Genomic DNA, 15,698 nt, shown 5'->3' on the forward strand with positions numbered 1-15,698 from the left:
GTTAAAGCTCCTTCTGCTGAGTCCGGTGCCAGGCCAGGGCCTCGGCCACGGTAAAGAATGAACCAAATACCACCACACGTTCGCCCTCGGCTCGGGCTGCCAGTGCCGCCGTCAGCGCTGCGGTTACCGACTCAAAGTAAGCGGCGTGATTCAGCAATGCCGACAGCTCACTGCCATCAGCACCACGCGGGCCTGCCAGCGTTGCCGGATACCAGTGGCTGACCAAGGGTGTCAGTGCCGCCAGGGTGGCGCTTATATCCTTGTCTTTGAGCATGCCCACCACCGCATGAATGCTGCCCTGCCCTTCAGCAAGACGGGACGCCAGATAGGTTGCCGACTCAGGGTTGTGGGCCACATCCAGCCACAAGCCGGGCGACAGCTCGGTCAGCCGGCCTGCCAGGCGGGCCTGACGCAAACCGGTAGCAATGGCATCAACAGATAACCTGAAGGGAGAGGCAGCCAGAACAGCCAGCGCCGTGGCGGCGTTCATCAGCGGCAGGCCCGGCACCGGCAGGCCGTCAAACTGTTTGCCGGCCATGGTGAACGACCAGCTGTCGCCCTGCTGCTGCCAGTGAAAGTCACGGCCACTGAAGGCCATGGGGGTGCCCTTTTGCCTGGCCTGCTCGGCAATACTGGCTGGCGGGTTGGGATCACCACACACCGCCGGTTTGCCGGCACGCAGTATGCCGGCTTTTTCATAACCAATGACGTCGCGGTCCGATCCCAGCCAGTCAGTATGATCCAGCGCTATGGTGGTGATGACTGCCTGATCCGAGTCCACCACATTGGTGGCATCAAGCCGGCCGCCCAGTCCCACTTCCAGCAACACCACATCAGGGCACTTGGCGCGAAACAGCCAGAGTGCCGCCAGGGTGCCAAATTCGAAATAGGTGAGCGCGGTATCGCCCCGGGCTTCTTCTACTGCAGCAAAGGCATCACAGAACGCCTGTTCATCAGCAAAGTCACCGTTGATACGCACCCGCTCCCGGTAATCCAGCAGGTGAGGCGAAGAGTACACTCCTACCGTCATCCCCCCGGCCATCAGCATGCTTTCAAGCAAGGCACAGGTGGAGCCCTTACCGTTGGTGCCGCCTACCGTAATCACATAAGAGGGCAGGCTCAGCAGTCCCAGCCGGCCGGCCACGCGCTGCATACGCTCCAGGCCCAGCTCAATGCGGGCCATGTTCAGGCCTTCCAGCAGGGTCAGCCAGTCTGCCAGGGTGCGAGGCATCGGCATCAGATTTCCAGCGGCTCCTGGTTCATCAGCTTGCCCAGCAGACCGGCGAGGCGATCACGCATTTCCCGGCGATCGATGATCATGTCGATGGCACCGTGCTCCAGCAGGAATTCACTGCGCTGAAAACCTTCAGGCAGTTTTTCACGCACCGTCTGCTCAATCACGCGAGGACCGGCAAAGCCGATCAGCGCTTTGGGCTCGCCCACGTTCACATCACCCAGCATGGCCAGACTGGCAGACACGCCACCCATAGTAGGGTCGGTCAGCACCGAGATATAAGGCAGACCGGCTTCAGACAGACGGTTCAGCGCCGCACTGGTTTTGGCCATCTGCATCAGCGACATCAGGGCTTCCTGCATGCGGGCACCGCCGGAAGCAGAGAAGCACACCAGAGCGCGGTTTTCTTCCAGGCAGGCTTCAACCGCCTTAACAAAGCGGGCACCTACCACAGAGGCCATGGAGCCGCCCATAAAGGCAAACTCAAAGGAGCAGGCCACCACCGGCAGGCCACGCAGTGTGCCTTTCATGACCACCATGGCGTCTTTTTCATTGCTGCTCTTCTGGGCGGCAGAAATGCGATCCTTGTAACGCTTGGAATCCTTGAACTTGAGAATGTCCTGCGGCTCCAGCTCGCTGCCCAGCTCTTCGCGGCCGTCCTGATCCAGGAACTTGTCGAGACGATCACGGGCACTGATGCGCATGTGGTGATCACACTTGGGGCAGACTTCCAGATTACGCTCCAGCTCGGCACGGTAAAGCACCTGCTCGCAGTTGGTGCACTTGGTCCAGACTCCTTCCGGAATATTATGGCGACGTACGCCGATGTTCTTGTTCTTGGGGAGAATTTTCTCAAGCCAGCTCATGGAAATCCTTAATCATTGTTCGTGGTTGTCACGCAGCGGTCATTAAATCATATATTCGGCTGCGGGTTGATAAAAATTAAAGTTGGTCGGGCAGCCACAAGGGCCCCGGAATGGTCTTCGGCAGCGCGTACTCTGCGGGGTAATCCACTTCCACCAGATAGAGGCCGCCGGCCTTGGCCGTCACCCCGGCCAGGTTGCGGTCCCGCCCTTCCAGTACCTGCTTTACCCAGGCCGCATCGGCTTCGCCCATGCCCACCTTGAGCAGGGTGCCGGTGATATTGCGCACCATATGATGCAAAAAGGCATTGGCCTTGATATCGAGCACAATATAGTGGCCAAAACGCTGTACGTTAAGGTGCATAATATTGCGCCAGGGGCTTTTGGACTGACACTGTACGGCGCGAAAGGCACTGAAATCCCGCTCACCCAGCAGGCACTGACCCGCCTCGTGCATTTTAGCGGCGTCGATATGACCGGCATAATGGCTGACCCCGGCACCGTGAATGGCCGGGCGCATATTATGATTGAAAATAATATACCGGTAGCGACGGGCGCTGGCGCTGAAACGGGCATGAAACTCATCAGGCACCGCTTTGACCCAGCGCACGGCAATGTCCGGCGGCAGGTTGGCATTCATGCCTAAGGTCCAGGCCCCGTCGGGGCGAATGGCGTGCGTGTCGAAGTGCACCACCTGTGCCGTACCGTGCACACCGGCGTCAGTACGGCCGGCACATTGTACCTCTATGGGGTGATCGGCAATCTTTGAAAGGGCTTTTTCTACCTCTTCCTGGACACTGGGAACTTCCCGCTGCCGTTGCCAGCCGTAATAGCGGCTGCCGTCATACTCTATGCCAAGGGCGATGCGCATATTCAGTTCCAAGAAAAAAAGAGGCTAATTATAACCGTTGCCACAGCAAAATGAAGAACCGGCCGCAAGCGGCCGGTAGTGAACAAGAAAACCGCCCTGGCTTAGCGTCTGTCGAGCCGTTGCAACAGTTTGCGGGCATCATTCTGATGTTGCTCACTGCCTTTTTCCAGCGCTTCGTTCAGCAGTTCACGGGCACTGTCGATGTCGTCAATTTCAATATAGGCTCGGGCCAAATCCAGCTTGGCGCCCATGCCGCCTTCATCAGCATCGATATCAACGTCCTGACTGTTACCCAGCAGGTCGGCATAGTCGTCCAGCTCCTGACGCACCATGGGCTCTCGCTCGTCGGCAAAGGAACGGCTGTCTGACTGCATGGCAGACAGCGCATCGGCTTCCTGCTCGGCCAGGGTGCCGGCCAGAATGTCGTCAAACTCGTCGGCAGCCTTGTTTACCGCGCCCTGCTCAGCCAGTGATTCAGGTGCTTCGCTGGCCGAAGCCGGCTGTGGCTCGTCGTCACCAAGGTCAAACAGGGCTTCATCCAATGGTTCGTCGAGTGCTGGCGGTGCTGTCTGCTCCGGCTCAGGCGTGACCGCCTCATCATCAAAGAACACCTCTTCCTGATCAGCCGTTGTTTCATCCTCAAACAGTATGTCTTCTGCAGCAGCGGCATCATCGTCAAAACGTAGCTCTCGTGGCTCCGGCTCAATGGTTTCATCATCCAGCAGCGGCTCTGGCTGTCCGGCCTGTGCCATATCATCGAACAGGGCTTCTTCCTGCTGCTCGGCGGTCGTCTCGTCAGCTGCCTCTTGTGCTTCCAGCTGCTGCTGTTCTTCCAGAAAACGAGCAAAGGCATCTTCATCAATTTCAGGTTCGGCTTTTACTTCAGGCTGCTCCGAGGCAGCAGGATGGGGCTCATCTGCAGGAAGATCGACGGCAAAGATGTCATCAAAGTCATTGGTGTCTTCATCCAGCATCTGTTCCGATGTGTGATCCTGCTCTGCGAGCTCTTGCCTGGTACGGCGACGCCACCACAATGTAAAGAGTGCCAGCAGCAAAAGCGCCGGCAAGGTCAGTAAAATAGCCAGGTTCAGCGGCTGCTTCAGCAGCTGGCTTAACCAACCCTTGTCTGCGTCAGCAGCCGGCTGAGCCGCCGTGTCTGCTCTGGTCAGTTTCAGCTCATTGACTTCTGCAGTCAGCTGCCCCAGGCGGTTGCGCAAGGCCTGATTATTATCGGACAGCTCGGCCAGCTGTTCGTTGGACATGGCGACTTGTTCACGCAGCTCATCCAGCAACTGGGCCTGCAATCTGGCCAGGGCCGTTTGTTCGGCTTGCCCGGCACTGCTGTCTGCAGGTGCTTCAGACACGGCAGCAGGCTGCCCGGAAACAGCGGACGCTGACCGGGGCGGTGTCGCGACTGCGGCAGGCTGCACCGCTCTGGGTTCACTCAGGCCATTGGAGGCCGGTGTGGGTTCGGGCTTGGCTGCGGCAGGCGGTGTGGCCACCGCAGGGGCTGGTACGGGCTCTGCTGCCGGCTCCGGTCTGGGTGCTGGCCTGGCTTGTACTGGTTTGGCCTGTGCGGCAGGTGCCGGTGCCCGGGTAACGGTGCGGTTACCCTGACGACTTAAACGGCGAAACTCGGCTTCTGCTTCACGGGGGGTACGCTGCTGTGCCTGGCTGAGTGTGGGCAGCGTCAGGGTTGCGCCCCGCTGCAGATAATTGATATTGCCCCGGACAAAGGCACCGGGATTCAGGTAATACAGCGCCACCATGGTCTGCTGTACCGTGGCAGGGGCTTGAGTATGCTGGGCGGCAATGGACCAGAGTGTGTCTGTGGTGCGCACGGGGCCATAACGACGGGCCTGAACAGGCAACGGCGAAGAAACCTGAACGGAAGGTGCCTCGCGTGTTTCTGGCCCGCGTAACTCAATATAAAATTCCTGTGCCGTGGCCGAAAGAGTAAAGGACAGCCACAGGGCCAGCACGGAATAAAGCGGTGGTCGGCATCTTCTCATTATCTTATTGGTATCCCTTGTTCTGACTCTGGCCGGCAACCCTGAAGGTCCGGCTGACCATGGCACAAGTGTAGAAAAAAACAGTGCCAATAGGAACTTATCTGTCGGCTTATTCTAGTTATGCTTATCGGCCGCCTGTGCCGGCACCTTGAATCCGAGGCGCTCATCAAGACCGACGCCCTGCAATATCAGTGAGCCCAGCTCCCGGCGCTCTGCATAATGTTTGCGTAATGCATCAAAAAAATCCGGTGCGCCCGTGGCCAGACCACGGCGAAAGCCGCTATCGTCATGTGCTATGTCGTACACCAGCCGGACCAGCTGCTCAAGCTGATGCTGACTGGGTGCGCGCGTCAGACTCACAGCGCTGATATCCGGTGCGGGCAGCAGACTGGCGATACTGTGTTGCTCGGCACGGCCAATATGCTGACACAGAGCACGATAGAGCGCAAAAGTGCCCCTTGCCTTACCTTCCAGACTATAGCCGGCAATATGCGGCGTGGCGATCAGCACATAAGGGACCAGCGCTGCCAGCACGGCCGGCTCATGCTCCCATACATCCATGACCAGGGTCAGCGGCCTGGCACCCTGCTGGCGCGTAAGCAGTGCCTGATTATTCCAGACATCACCACGGCAGGCATTGATCAGTACCTGATTTTCATCAAGGGCAGCAATATGAGCGGCATTCAGCAGATGATGAGTTGCATAAGGGCCCTGATGAGTAATGGGCACATGATAGCTGATGATATCAGCGCTCAGCGCCTGGTCATAATTGACAAGTCCTGCCGCACCGGCTGCGGCCTTGGGCGGATCACAGCGCAGTACTTTCATGCCCAGCCCTTCAGCCCGGCGAGCCACCTCCGAGCCGGTGTTGCCGGCCCCGATCACTGCCAGGGTTTTATCCGCCAGCTGCCAGTTTTTATGAGCCGCTACTCGCAGCAGGGCTGCCATCACATAGTCACCTACCGCCACCTTGTTGCAGCCTGGGGCACTGGCAAAGGCAATGCCGCGCTGCGCCAGCAGTTGCGTGTCGATATGGTCACAGCCAATGGTGGCGGTGCCGACGAACGTCAGTTTATTGGCTTGCTCCAGCAAATGCGCATTTACCTGCGTCACTGAGCGCACCAGCAGCGCATCGGTATCATGCAAGTCAGCCGGTACCATGGTACGACCGGGACGCGTAATGACCTCAGCCCAATCACCAAACAGCTCCCGAACAAAGGGCATATTTTCATCGGCCAGCACTTTCATGACTATCTCCTTGTTAAATACAGCGTTATTGTACTCTGTCATTGCAACCGCTTCACTGCTACCTTGCTGCTTCGCTGCCTTGTTGTTATGAGATTCGCTTCATGAACTTGCGTTTGCTGTTGTTTGTTATTGTGTTGCTGATTGTGCCCGTGGCACTGGCCAGCCTGGCCTGGCAGTGGGATTTGCACTGGTTTCCGCTGCTGGATCTTGATGAGCCCCCTGCTCTGCTTGCTTACGCCATGACGCTGACGGTGGGCAAGCTGGGCATAGGTTTTACCCTGCTTGCCCTGAGCGCGCTGATCCTGCACCGCTGGCGCAGCCAGCCACGTCAGCTGCTGGTGTTTTTCTTCTGCCTGTTTGCGGCGCTGGGCAGTGCCTTTGTGACCAAAACGGTGGCCAAGCTGTATTTCAAGGAGCCCAGGCCCTATGTGCTGTGGCTGGTACAGCAGGACAAGCTGGCAGACAGCCGCCGTTTTTATGCCAGTCCGGAAGCCGAGCGTGAGCATGAGTTACAGCAAAGCCTCAGCCGGGTCAGCGATAACCAGATTCCGGACTGGCTCAAGCACCATTGGCAGGAAGAAGTGAACTATTCGTTTCCGTCCGGGCATTCGATTGCTGCCATGACCATTGCCGGCTTTTTTTGCCTGATGCTGGGCTACCGGCGTAAACCGGTATGGATGATGCTGACTCTGGCAGGCTGGGCGGTGGCAGTGTGTTATTCCCGTCTGCTGCTGGGCCTGCACTGGCCGGCGGATATTCTGGCCAGCAGCGTGCTGGGGCTGCTGTTTGGCGCAGCCGGAGCCTGGAGCTTTGTGGTGCTGGACCGGCGACTGGCATCGCCTGAAAGCAGCTAGCTGAGCCGTAAGCTGTCAGCTTTAAGCTGTAAGTAAAACAAAAAAGTGCATCTGATCGCCGGCATGTTGGGACCCGTACCAACCTGCCGTTAACGCGGGCAACGCCGATGTCGCTCGAAGCAGCAGTGGGGACTGCAGTAGCCGACCGTCAAATTCCAGGGATGGAATTTGCCGAGCGTCCATGGGGCGAGCTTGCTCGCCGTGATGAAGCAGTGAAGCTCGACCGAACATTAAGTATGTTCGCAGCGGGCTTTAATGCTGAATGCCATTGACCGAAGCGTGTCGGCGGAGTGCAACCGTACTGATGCTTCGCCCTCTCAAGCAGCAGGCATAAAAAAAGCGCCCGAAGGCGCTTTTTTTGATCACCGGGCAGTTCAGGCCTTGTATTTGCTGAACACCAGGCTGGCGTTGGTGCCGCCGAAACCAAAGCTGTTGGACATGACAGTGTCCAGCTCGGCTTCCTTGTACTCGGTCACGATGGGCAGGTTCTGCGCCTTTTCATCCAGCTCGGTAATGTTGATGCTCGGCGCAATAAAGCCGTGCTCCAGCATCAGCAGAGAGTAAACGGCCTCATGCACACCGGCGGCACCCAGGGCGTGACCGGTCATGGCCTTGGTGGCAGAGATGTAGGGCGCATGGTCGCCAAACAGGCTGTTGATGGCTTCCAGCTCTTTTACATCGCCCACCGGGGTGGAGGTGCCGTGGGTGTTGATGTATTGCACCGGAGCCGGGGCCGTGGCCATGGCCTGCTTCATGCAGCGTACCGCGCCTTCACCAGACGGTGCTACCATGTCGTAGCCGTCGGAAGTGGCACCGTAACCGGTGATTTCGGCATAAATGTGAGCACCACGGGCCAGCGCGTGCTCCAGCTCTTCAACGACCACAATGCCGCCGCCACCGGAGATAACAAAGCCATCGCGGCCGGCGTCGTAAGTACGGGACGCCAGCTCGGGGGTGTCGTTATATTTGCTGGACAGGGCACCCATGGCGTCAAACTGCAGGGCCAGGGTCCAGTCCACTTCTTCACCGCCGCCGGCAAAGACGATGTCCTGCTTGCCCAGCTGAATTTGCTCCAGCGCGTGACCAATGCAGTGCGCAGAGGTGGCACAGGCAGAGCTGATGGTGTAGTTAATGCCCTTGATCTTGAAGGGCGTCGCCAGACAGGCGGAGGTGGTGGACGACATGGTGCGCGGCACCATGTAAGGGCCGACACGACGCACGCCTTTTTCCCGCAGAATATCGCAGGCTTCAATCTGATTTTTGGAAGAGGCACCGCCGGAGCCGGTCACCAGACCGGTGCGCTCATTGGACACCTGGCTTTCATCCAGACCGGCATCGGCAATGGCCTGTTCCATGGACAGATAGGCAAACGCGGCAGCGTCGCCCATAAAGCGCATCACTTTACGATCGATGTGTTCGGCCGGGTTCAGTTTGATGTTGCCCCAGACCTGACTGCGCAGCTTATGATCGGCAAATTGCTGGGAAAAAGTAATGCCGGAGCGGCCGCCCTTGAGAGACTCAAGTACCTCTTCCTTGTTGTTGCCAATGCTGGAGACCACACCGATACCGGTAATGACTGCTCTTCTCATCTATCGTTCCTACTGTTTCGATTTGGTGCCAATTCTAACCATAAATCATGGTCAAACTGGTCAGCTTTCACATAAAATGACCGTTTTTTGCGGCCCCGGAGCGCTCAGTGTCTCACCGTTTTATTACCACCGCCCGTCTCGACTGGAATGACCAGGGAACCCCGGTCGCCACCGCCTTTGACGATGTCTATTTTTCCAACGATAACGGCCTGGAAGAAACCCGTTATGTGTTTCTTGGTAACAACGGCCTGCCACAACGCTTCGTCCACCACGACCGCGAGCTGTTCGTGGTGGCTGAAACCGGCTTCGGAACCGGCCTGAATTTTCTGGCAACCTGGAAGGCGTTCACCGACTACAAACGGCAACATCCTCAGGGTAAAACACGCCGGTTGCACTTCATCAGCGTGGAGAAATTTCCGCTCTCCCGCGACGATCTGCAACTCGCCCTGCGCCAATGGCCAGAGCTTACCATTTTAAGCGAACATATGTTAGCTGAATATCCGGTACTGGTTGACGGCTGTCACAGATTGCAGCTTGCAGACGATGTCTGCCTGGATTTATGGCTGGGAGATGTGGCCGAGATGCTGCCACAAATGGATGCCGGCCTCGCCGGCCGGGTCGATGCCTGGTATCTGGACGGCTTTGCACCTGGCAAAAATCCGGAGATGTGGACCTCTGAGCTGTTTACCCAGCTGGCCCGGCTGGCCCGTAACGGCGCAACACTGGCCACCTTTACCGCTGCCGGTTTCGTACGCCGCGGGCTGATTGAAGCCGGCTTTGACGTGAAGCGGGTCAAGGGCTTTGGCCGCAAGCGGGAAATGCTGGCAGGCTTTCGACGAACTGACACCCGCCTGCCCTGCCCTGCCCCCTGGTACTGGCGCAGGCCCGGGCAGGGTGAGCATACCCTGATAATCGGTGCCGGTGTGGCCGGTGCGGCCCTGGCCCGCCAGCTTGCCCGCCGGGGGCAAAAGGTGACGCTGCTGGAGCAGGCCGGCGCGCCGGCACAAGGAGCTTCCGGTAATCGTCAGGGAGCCATTTATCCGCTGCTGAACGGTGATCATGACACCCTGAGCCAGTTTTATCTGCCCGCCTTTTTATATGGCCGGCGTACGCTTGACCGGCTGGCACAGCGCCGGCCCTTTACCCATGACTGGTGCGGCGTGGTGCAACTGGCCCACGATGACAAAAGCAGCAGTAAAATCGACAAACTGATGGCCGGAGGCTTTCCGCCTGAGCTGGTGCAGCCACTGTCAGCCGAAGAAATGAACAATACTGCCGGCATAAAGGCCAACCTGAGCGGCGTGGCCTATCCGCTGGGAGGCTGGGTGTGCCCTCACGAGCTCACTGCCGCCCTGCTGGCGGATGCCGGTGATATTGCCTGCCATTTTAATACCAGAGTAACCGGTCTTGAACGCAATCATGACGGCTGGCAAGTACAGACTGAACACGGTCACACCTTCAGTGCCGATAATGTGGTGCTGGCCAATGCTCATGCCCTGACCGAGCTTAAGCAAACCGAAGGCCTTGCTCTCTATCCGGTACGGGGGCAGGTCAATCACCAGCCTACAACCCCCGTGCTGGAAAAACTGAAAACCGTGGTGTGTTACGAAGGTTATCTCACTCCCGCCTGGCAGGGCCTGCATTGTGTGGGTGCCAGCTATAACAGACGTGATGCAGGACTGGATTACCGCGCGGAAGACGAAGCCGATAACCTGGCCAAACTGACAGCCACTCTGCCCGTCCTGGGCGAACTTGCGGCCTCCCCGGATGAAGGCCGGGTGGGTATTCGTGCCGCCTGCCGGGATCACCTGCCTTTAGCCGGCAGTGCACCCGATAAAGATGCTCAGCTGACGGATTATGCCGACATGCCAAGACGCGCCGGTCAGGCGTTCCCGCTGGCGGCGGATCATGAAGGGCTTTATGTGTTGTCGGGACTGGGCTCGCGGGGCATGTGTTCAGCCCCTTTGCTGGCAGAGCTGCTGGCATCACAAATCCTGAATGAGCCCCTGCCGCTCGGGCAACCGGTGCTGGATGCCCTTAATCCCAACCGCCACTGGCTGCGTAAATTGCTGAAAGGAAAACCCACAACTTAAAGCTGGAAGCGGTCAGCTAGAAGCTGGAAGCTGACCCAGCGTTGTCTGCCGAACAAGAACCATGATTGCATCAAACGCTGTTTGTGCAGATACAACACCAAAGTAGCAGTCCACTCAAAACAGCTTCCGGCTTCAAGCTTCCAGCTCCCCCTTCGGGGGGCGGGGGGGGGGGTGGCTTATTGCGCCGGGCGGATAAGGCCGAGCTGACGGCCAAAGTCGTGCTGACGCTGAAATTCCTGGAGCAGCCCCTGTGCGATGCCAAGCTGGTGGTAACCCACGTTGTCGGCGACCCGGTGCAGTTGCGTACAGCTAACCTGAGGAGCAATATCGAACAGGGAGCGCTCCAGCCATTCCGCAGCCAGCAGGGCACGCTCGCGCACCAGACGCTCATAGGCGGTCAGTGCCAGCCGGTAGTTCTGCCACTCCGGTGTTTGCGGCCATTCCAGTGGCTCGGTCACGGTTGCAGTCAATGACACCAGCACCTGAGACGGCACACAGCCTTGTTCAAGCTGTTCACCACTCAGCTGCCAGGACATACGGTAATCTACGTCTGCCAGGCTGGGCTGCAGCGCCGCCGAGCCATACACATCCACGGTTTGCCTGGCCTTCAGCTCCATGGCAGCAGAGACCGGCAAGGCAAGCATTGTCAGCAATGCAACAAAAATCACTTTCACCACGCAGACTCCGGAATGGCGCAAGACGAATATCATGATTATAAACCCGCCAGCGTCTCAAGTCATTTGAGTCTTTGATGGAAAAGACCGCAATTGACGGTGCCACCGGCATTCGTAACCTGACAAGTACAGCCCGGCTCTATATAGTGCAGACAAGCATGACTGGTTGGAGTGTTGCATGATCACAGCCTATATCCTGAATGGTAAGTCCCTGGAAATTCAGCCTCTGAGCCTGACAGACAGGCCGCCGCCCAATACCCTCTGGCTGGATATTCACAAGCCCGACGAGCAAGAGCAAAGCTGGATGCAGCAACTGTTTGTGGAGGAAGTGCCCGAGCTGGACGAGCTGGACGACATAGAGGCCTCGGCCCGTTTTTACCGGGACAAGGATGGCCTGCACATTCACTCTTTGTTTCCTCAGCGCATGGGCAAGGAAATTGACGGCATTAACGTGCTGTTTACGCTGCGTCAGAACATGCTGATCAGCTTTCGCGAGGACGATCTGGGCCTGATGCGGCTGCTGCGCCATTATATGCGCCAGGACCGGCTGGAAGTGGAAGATGCCCTCGATTTATTGCTGGAAATTTTTCAGCTGAAAATCGAGTACATCTCTGACCTGATTGAAGACGGCTATAAAACCCTGGAAGACACCGCCAAGGAAGTGCTTCATGTGGAAGACTTACGCCAGACCATGTCGAACCTGATGCTGCAGGAAGACGGTAATGGCCATATTCGTCTGGCCTTGTACGACACCCGGCGCGCGCTGCGTTTTATTCGTCGCACCCTGCGCAAGCAGGCCGGTGACGAGCAGCGCAAATGGATAGATGAGCTGCTGTATGATATTGAATCTCTGCTGCCGCACACCCAGTTCCTGTTCGACAAAATCAACTTTCAGCTGGAAGCGGCCATGGGTTTTACCAGCCTGGAGCAGAGCAAGGTGATCAAGATTTTCTCGGTGGCCGCCGTGGTGTTTCTGCCGCCCACCCTGATTGCCAGCATCTACGGCATGAACTTTGCGTTTATGCCCGAGCTGGCGCTGAAATACGGTTACCCGATGTCGCTGGTGCTGATGCTGCTGTCGGCCTGCGGCACCTATTACTTCTTCAAGCGCAAAGGCTGGCTGTGAACGTAAGGGATTGGGGATTGGGGATTGGGGATATTGTTAACCGAGGAAGGGCATTGATGAAATACAGATATCTGGCTGTACTGGCGCTGGCTGCGGGCCTGGCCGGCTGTGATAACAACGAAGTGGGTGATGTGTCATTGGGCTTGTTTACCACCAAAGACATCAAAATCGAGGTGCTGACCGATCCGGAAGTGCCCGGCGTCACCTGTCATATGTCCAATATAGTGGCGGATCTGGATCTGGCAGATCCGTCAGACATGTCTATCAGTTGCCGGCAGACGGGAGAAATCACGCCGGCCATGATAGCTGGCATCGACCGTTCAAAAAGCGGTGAAATCGTCTTCAAGAAATCAAAGAGTATTTTTCTGAAGAGTCTGAAAATTCGCCGTATCTACGATGACACCAGTCAGAGCCTGCTTTATATCGCCTACAGCACCAAGGAAACCAGCGGCAGTTACAAGCACTCCATGTCAACCGTGCCTCTGTGGGATACCGCCGCCTATCAGGCCGGGAGCACATTCCAACAATAGAGTTCATATGAAACTTATTGCTTTGCAGCCTGTTGATATCCGGAGCTAACTTTACTAGCCTGAATGCTCAACCATAGGAGGATAGTTCATGACTGACCATTCCAGAAAAGCCTGTGCCACTGCCCTGTCTCACGTTCTTGCAGACACTTATGTCCTTTATCTCAAGACTCACAACTATCACTGGAACGTTGAGGGTCCCAACTTTCGTCAGCTGCACTTGCTGTTTGAAGAGCAATATCAGGACATGTGGGCCGCCCTGGATGATATTGCCGAGCGCATTCGTGCACTGGGCGAATATGCACCGGGCACCTATACCAAATTTGTTGAGCTGGCAAAGATAAAGGAAAATCAGAACATTCCCACCGCCAGCGACATGCTCAAAGAGCTGGTTGCCGATAATGAGCTGCTTATCTCTACCCTGATTGAAGCGACCAAAACCGCTCAGGAAGCCGGAGACGAGCCGACTGCAGGCATGCTGACCGACCGCCAGACAGTTCATGAAAAAGCCGCCTGGATGATGCGCTCCATGCTGGCATAACCATGGCACTCCACGATAAAAAAGCCGCCTTATTCAAGGCGGCTTTTTCGTCTCTGGCTCAGCTTCTTATCAGCTGCTCCCTGAGTACATGAATGCGATCCCGCACTTCGGCAGCCTGTTCAAACTCCAGATTCTGGGCGTGCGCCAGCATTTGCTGCTCCAGCTCATTGATTTGATGGCTGAGCTCTTTGGCACTGGGCAGGTGTTCGGGCAACGTCGTTTTCTCTTTTGCTCGTTTCGAGCCCACTCGTTTGGTGCCATCCAGATCCATCACATCGGTAATGCGCTTGTTCAGGCCCTTGGGCACTATGCCATGCTCTGCGTTAAAGGCCTGCTGTTTGGCCCGGCGACGCTCTGTTTCCCCGATGGCTGCGGCCATGGAGCGGGTTACCCGGTCGGCATAGAGAATGGCCTTGCCGTTGAGGTTACGGGCAGCCCGGCCTATGGTCTGGATCAGCGAGCGCTCGGAGCGCAAGAAGCCTTCCTTGTCGGCATCGAGAATGGCCACCAGTGACACTTCCGGCATATCCAGACCTTCCCGCAGCAGGTTAATGCCCACCAGCACATCAAACTCGCCCAGGCGCAGATCGCGAATGATCTCCATGCGCTCTACCGTATCAATATCAGAATGCAGATAGCGAACTTTTACGCCGTGTTCGTTCAGGTATTCGGTGAGATCTTCCGCCATGCGCTTGGTAAGGGTGGTCACCAGCACCCGTTCCCCTTTTTCTATGCGCAGCCGGGCTTCCGACAGCAAATCATCCACCTGAGTAGCCACCGGCCGGACTTCAAGTTCAGGATCCAGCAGACCGGTAGGACGCACCACCTGCTCAGCAATATCATTACCGGACTTGTCGAGCTCATAAGGGCCGGGAGTGGCCGAGACAAAAACGGTCTGCGGCATCAGGGCTTCAAATTCTTCAAAGCGCAACGGCCGGTTGTCCAGCGCCGACGGCAGCCGGAAACCATATTCCACCAGGGTTTCCTTGCGGGAACGATCCCCTTTATACATGCCACCAATCTGCGGCACGGTCACGTGAGACTCATCAATAATCAGCAGGCCGTCATCAGGCAGATAGTCAAACAAGGTGGGCGGCGGCTCGCCTTCCGCCCTGCCTGACAGGTAGCGGGAGTAGTTTTCAATGCCGGAGCAATAACCCAGCTCCTGAATCATTTCTATATCAAACTGGGTACGCTGGCTGATACGCTGCTCTTCCAGCAGCTTGTTGGCAGAAATCAGCTGAGCCTTGCGCTCATTAAGCTCCGCTTTTATATGCTCTATGGCTTCCAGCAGGGTTTCCCGTGGTGTGACATAGTGGGTTTTAGGATAGATGGTAAACCGGGCCACCGTTTGCAATACAGTACCGGTCAGGGGATCAAACAGACTGATGCGCTCAATTTCATCATCAAACAACTCTACTCTTACTGCCTGATCGTCCGACTCTGCCGGAAAAATATCAATGACTTCCCCCCGCACTCTGAATGTGCCGCGCTGAAACGCGGCATCGTTGCGGCTGTATTGCAGCTCGGCCAGCCGGCGCAGCATGTCTCGCTGATCCAACACATCGCCGGTACGCAGGTGCAGCATCATGCTCAGGTAAGACTGGGGATCCCCCAGACCATAAATGGCAGACACCGAGGCCACAATAATGACATCACGCCGCTCCATCAGCGCTTTGGTCGCCGACAGACGCATCTGCTCGATATGATCATTGATGGATGCATCTTTCTCGATAAAGGTATCTGTGGTGGGCACGTAGGCTTCAGGCTGGTAGTAATCATAATAAGAGACGAAATACTCCACCGAGTTATGTGGAAAGAACTCCTTCATCTCACCATATAACTGAGCTGCCAGCGTTTTATTGGGTGCCAGCACCATGGTAGGCCGGTTGAGCGTGGCAATCACATTGGCCATGGTGAAAGTCTTGCCCGAGCCGGTTACCCCCAGCAAGGTCTGATGCGCCAGCCCCGATTCTATTCCATCCAGCAGCCTGGCAATGGCAGTGGGCTGATCGCCCCCGGGCTGATAATCACTGACCAGTTGAAACGTTTTACTCATGGACCCT

The 15,698-nt window shown here is 57.0% G+C and carries 14 protein-coding genes; 6 read left to right on the top strand and 8 right to left on the bottom strand.

Going from position 1 to position 15,698, the window contains the following annotated elements; genetic code table 11:
* Nucleotide 1 precedes the first annotated feature (1 nt).
* From folC to G364_RS0109155, 5 genes are all read right to left on the bottom strand, one after another.
* Nucleotides 2-1,237 (bottom strand): bifunctional tetrahydrofolate synthase/dihydrofolate synthase, encoded by a 1,236-nt coding sequence (gene folC, locus G364_RS0109135; RefSeq protein ID WP_019934843.1) that lies wholly within the window; start codon nucleotides 1,235-1,237, stop codon nucleotides 2-4.
* Complete coding sequence (accD, locus tag G364_RS0109140; protein ID WP_019934844.1) at nucleotides 1,237-2,100, bottom strand: acetyl-CoA carboxylase, carboxyltransferase subunit beta; 864 nt, start codon at nucleotides 2,098-2,100, stop codon at nucleotides 1,237-1,239. The genes folC and accD overlap by 1 nt, the downstream gene beginning before the upstream one ends.
* Nucleotides 2,101-2,176: 76 nt before the next feature.
* Complete coding sequence (gene truA, locus G364_RS0109145; protein WP_019934845.1) at nucleotides 2,177-2,968, bottom strand: tRNA pseudouridine(38-40) synthase TruA; 792 nt, start codon at nucleotides 2,966-2,968, stop codon at nucleotides 2,177-2,179.
* A 101-nt stretch (nucleotides 2,969-3,069) separates the two neighbouring features.
* On the bottom strand, nucleotides 3,070-4,980 hold the full coding sequence (locus G364_RS0109150) for a FimV/HubP family polar landmark protein (protein ID WP_245541405.1): 1,911 nt from the start codon (nucleotides 4,978-4,980) through the stop codon (nucleotides 3,070-3,072).
* Between the two features lie 114 nt (nucleotides 4,981-5,094).
* The gene (locus G364_RS0109155) at nucleotides 5,095-6,228 is read right to left on the bottom strand and encodes a 4-phosphoerythronate dehydrogenase (protein ID WP_019934847.1); all 1,134 of its coding nucleotides are present in this window, start codon (nucleotides 6,226-6,228) and stop codon (nucleotides 5,095-5,097) included.
* 101 nt (nucleotides 6,229-6,329) lie between these two features.
* Here G364_RS0109155 and G364_RS0109160 point away from each other — a divergent pair, with 101 nt between their 5' ends.
* The gene (locus G364_RS0109160) at nucleotides 6,330-7,082 is read left to right on the top strand and encodes a phosphatase PAP2 family protein (RefSeq protein ID WP_019934848.1); all 753 of its coding nucleotides are present in this window, start codon (nucleotides 6,330-6,332) and stop codon (nucleotides 7,080-7,082) included.
* A gap of 107 nt (nucleotides 7,083-7,189) precedes the next feature.
* Complete coding sequence (locus tag G364_RS17205) at nucleotides 7,190-7,354, top strand: hypothetical protein (protein ID WP_156816479.1); 165 nt, start codon at nucleotides 7,190-7,192, stop codon at nucleotides 7,352-7,354.
* A gap of 102 nt (nucleotides 7,355-7,456) precedes the next feature.
* On the opposite strand, the gene fabB is transcribed toward G364_RS17205, so the two are convergent.
* Nucleotides 7,457-8,671, bottom strand: coding sequence for a beta-ketoacyl-ACP synthase I (gene fabB / locus G364_RS0109165; protein WP_019934849.1), 1,215 nt, complete (start codon nucleotides 8,669-8,671; stop codon nucleotides 7,457-7,459).
* Nucleotides 8,672-8,778: 107 nt separating this feature from the next.
* On the opposite strand from fabB, the gene mnmC reads away from it, so the two are divergent.
* Nucleotides 8,779-10,764 (top strand): bifunctional tRNA (5-methylaminomethyl-2-thiouridine)(34)-methyltransferase MnmC2/FAD-dependent 5-carboxymethylaminomethyl-2-thiouridine(34) oxidoreductase MnmC1, encoded by a 1,986-nt coding sequence (gene mnmC, locus G364_RS0109170; protein ID WP_019934850.1) that lies wholly within the window; start codon nucleotides 8,779-8,781, stop codon nucleotides 10,762-10,764.
* 176 nt (nucleotides 10,765-10,940) lie between these two features.
* On the opposite strand, the gene G364_RS0109175 is transcribed toward mnmC, so the two are convergent.
* On the bottom strand, nucleotides 10,941-11,474 hold the full coding sequence (locus G364_RS0109175) for a DUF922 domain-containing protein (protein ID WP_245541406.1): 534 nt from the start codon (nucleotides 11,472-11,474) through the stop codon (nucleotides 10,941-10,943).
* A gap of 142 nt (nucleotides 11,475-11,616) precedes the next feature.
* Here G364_RS0109175 and corA point away from each other — a divergent pair, with 142 nt between their 5' ends.
* The 3 genes from corA (at nucleotide 11,617) to G364_RS0109190 (ending at nucleotide 13,632) form a co-directional block, all read left to right on the top strand.
* A complete protein-coding gene (gene corA, locus G364_RS0109180; RefSeq protein WP_019934852.1) occupies nucleotides 11,617-12,564 on the top strand; it encodes a magnesium/cobalt transporter CorA in 948 nt (315 codons plus the stop codon).
* A 56-nt stretch (nucleotides 12,565-12,620) separates the two neighbouring features.
* On the top strand, nucleotides 12,621-13,094 hold the full coding sequence (locus G364_RS0109185; RefSeq protein ID WP_019934853.1) for a CreA family protein: 474 nt from the start codon (nucleotides 12,621-12,623) through the stop codon (nucleotides 13,092-13,094).
* Nucleotides 13,095-13,182: 88 nt separating this feature from the next.
* A complete protein-coding gene (locus G364_RS0109190) occupies nucleotides 13,183-13,632 on the top strand; it encodes a Dps family protein (protein ID WP_019934854.1) in 450 nt (149 codons plus the stop codon).
* A gap of 58 nt (nucleotides 13,633-13,690) precedes the next feature.
* Here the strand turns inward: G364_RS0109190 and uvrB are convergent, their stop codons facing one another.
* Nucleotides 13,691-15,691, bottom strand: coding sequence for an excinuclease ABC subunit UvrB (gene uvrB, locus G364_RS0109195; protein ID WP_019934855.1), 2,001 nt, complete (start codon nucleotides 15,689-15,691; stop codon nucleotides 13,691-13,693).
* Between the last annotated feature and the right edge of the window lie 7 nt (nucleotides 15,692-15,698).

It is taken from the genome of Oceanimonas smirnovii ATCC BAA-899 (genome assembly GCF_000381965.1).
In the GTDB taxonomy this organism is placed as follows: Bacteria; Pseudomonadota; Gammaproteobacteria; order Enterobacterales; family Aeromonadaceae; genus Oceanimonas; species Oceanimonas smirnovii.

Excerpts from the sequence above, each read along its gene's own strand:
- folC (WP_019934843.1), bottom strand. The coding sequence starts at position 1,237 with ATGCCGATGCCTCGCACCCTGGCAGACTGGCTGACCCTGCTGGAAGGC.
- fabB (WP_019934849.1), bottom strand. The coding sequence starts at position 8,671 with ATGAGAAGAGCAGTCATTACCGGTATCGGTGTGGTCTCCAGCATTGGC.
- G364_RS0109160 (WP_019934848.1), top strand. The coding sequence starts at position 6,330 with ATGAACTTGCGTTTGCTGTTGTTTGTTATTGTGTTGCTGATTGTGCCC.
- G364_RS0109185 (WP_019934853.1), top strand. The coding sequence starts at position 12,621 with ATGAAATACAGATATCTGGCTGTACTGGCGCTGGCTGCGGGCCTGGCC.
- accD (WP_019934844.1), bottom strand. The coding sequence starts at position 2,100 with ATGAGCTGGCTTGAGAAAATTCTCCCCAAGAACAAGAACATCGGCGTA.
- G364_RS0109190 (WP_019934854.1), top strand. The coding sequence starts at position 13,183 with ATGACTGACCATTCCAGAAAAGCCTGTGCCACTGCCCTGTCTCACGTT.
- truA (WP_019934845.1), bottom strand. The coding sequence starts at position 2,968 with ATGCGCATCGCCCTTGGCATAGAGTATGACGGCAGCCGCTATTACGGC.
- uvrB (WP_019934855.1), bottom strand. The coding sequence starts at position 15,691 with ATGAGTAAAACGTTTCAACTGGTCAGTGATTATCAGCCCGGGGGCGAT.
- G364_RS0109175 (WP_245541406.1), bottom strand. The coding sequence starts at position 11,474 with ATGATATTCGTCTTGCGCCATTCCGGAGTCTGCGTGGTGAAAGTGATT.
- G364_RS17205 (WP_156816479.1), top strand. The coding sequence starts at position 7,190 with ATGTCGCTCGAAGCAGCAGTGGGGACTGCAGTAGCCGACCGTCAAATT.
- G364_RS0109155 (WP_019934847.1), bottom strand. The coding sequence starts at position 6,228 with ATGAAAGTGCTGGCCGATGAAAATATGCCCTTTGTTCGGGAGCTGTTT.
- corA (WP_019934852.1), top strand. The coding sequence starts at position 11,617 with ATGATCACAGCCTATATCCTGAATGGTAAGTCCCTGGAAATTCAGCCT.
- G364_RS0109150 (WP_245541405.1), bottom strand. The coding sequence starts at position 4,980 with ATGAGAAGATGCCGACCACCGCTTTATTCCGTGCTGGCCCTGTGGCTG.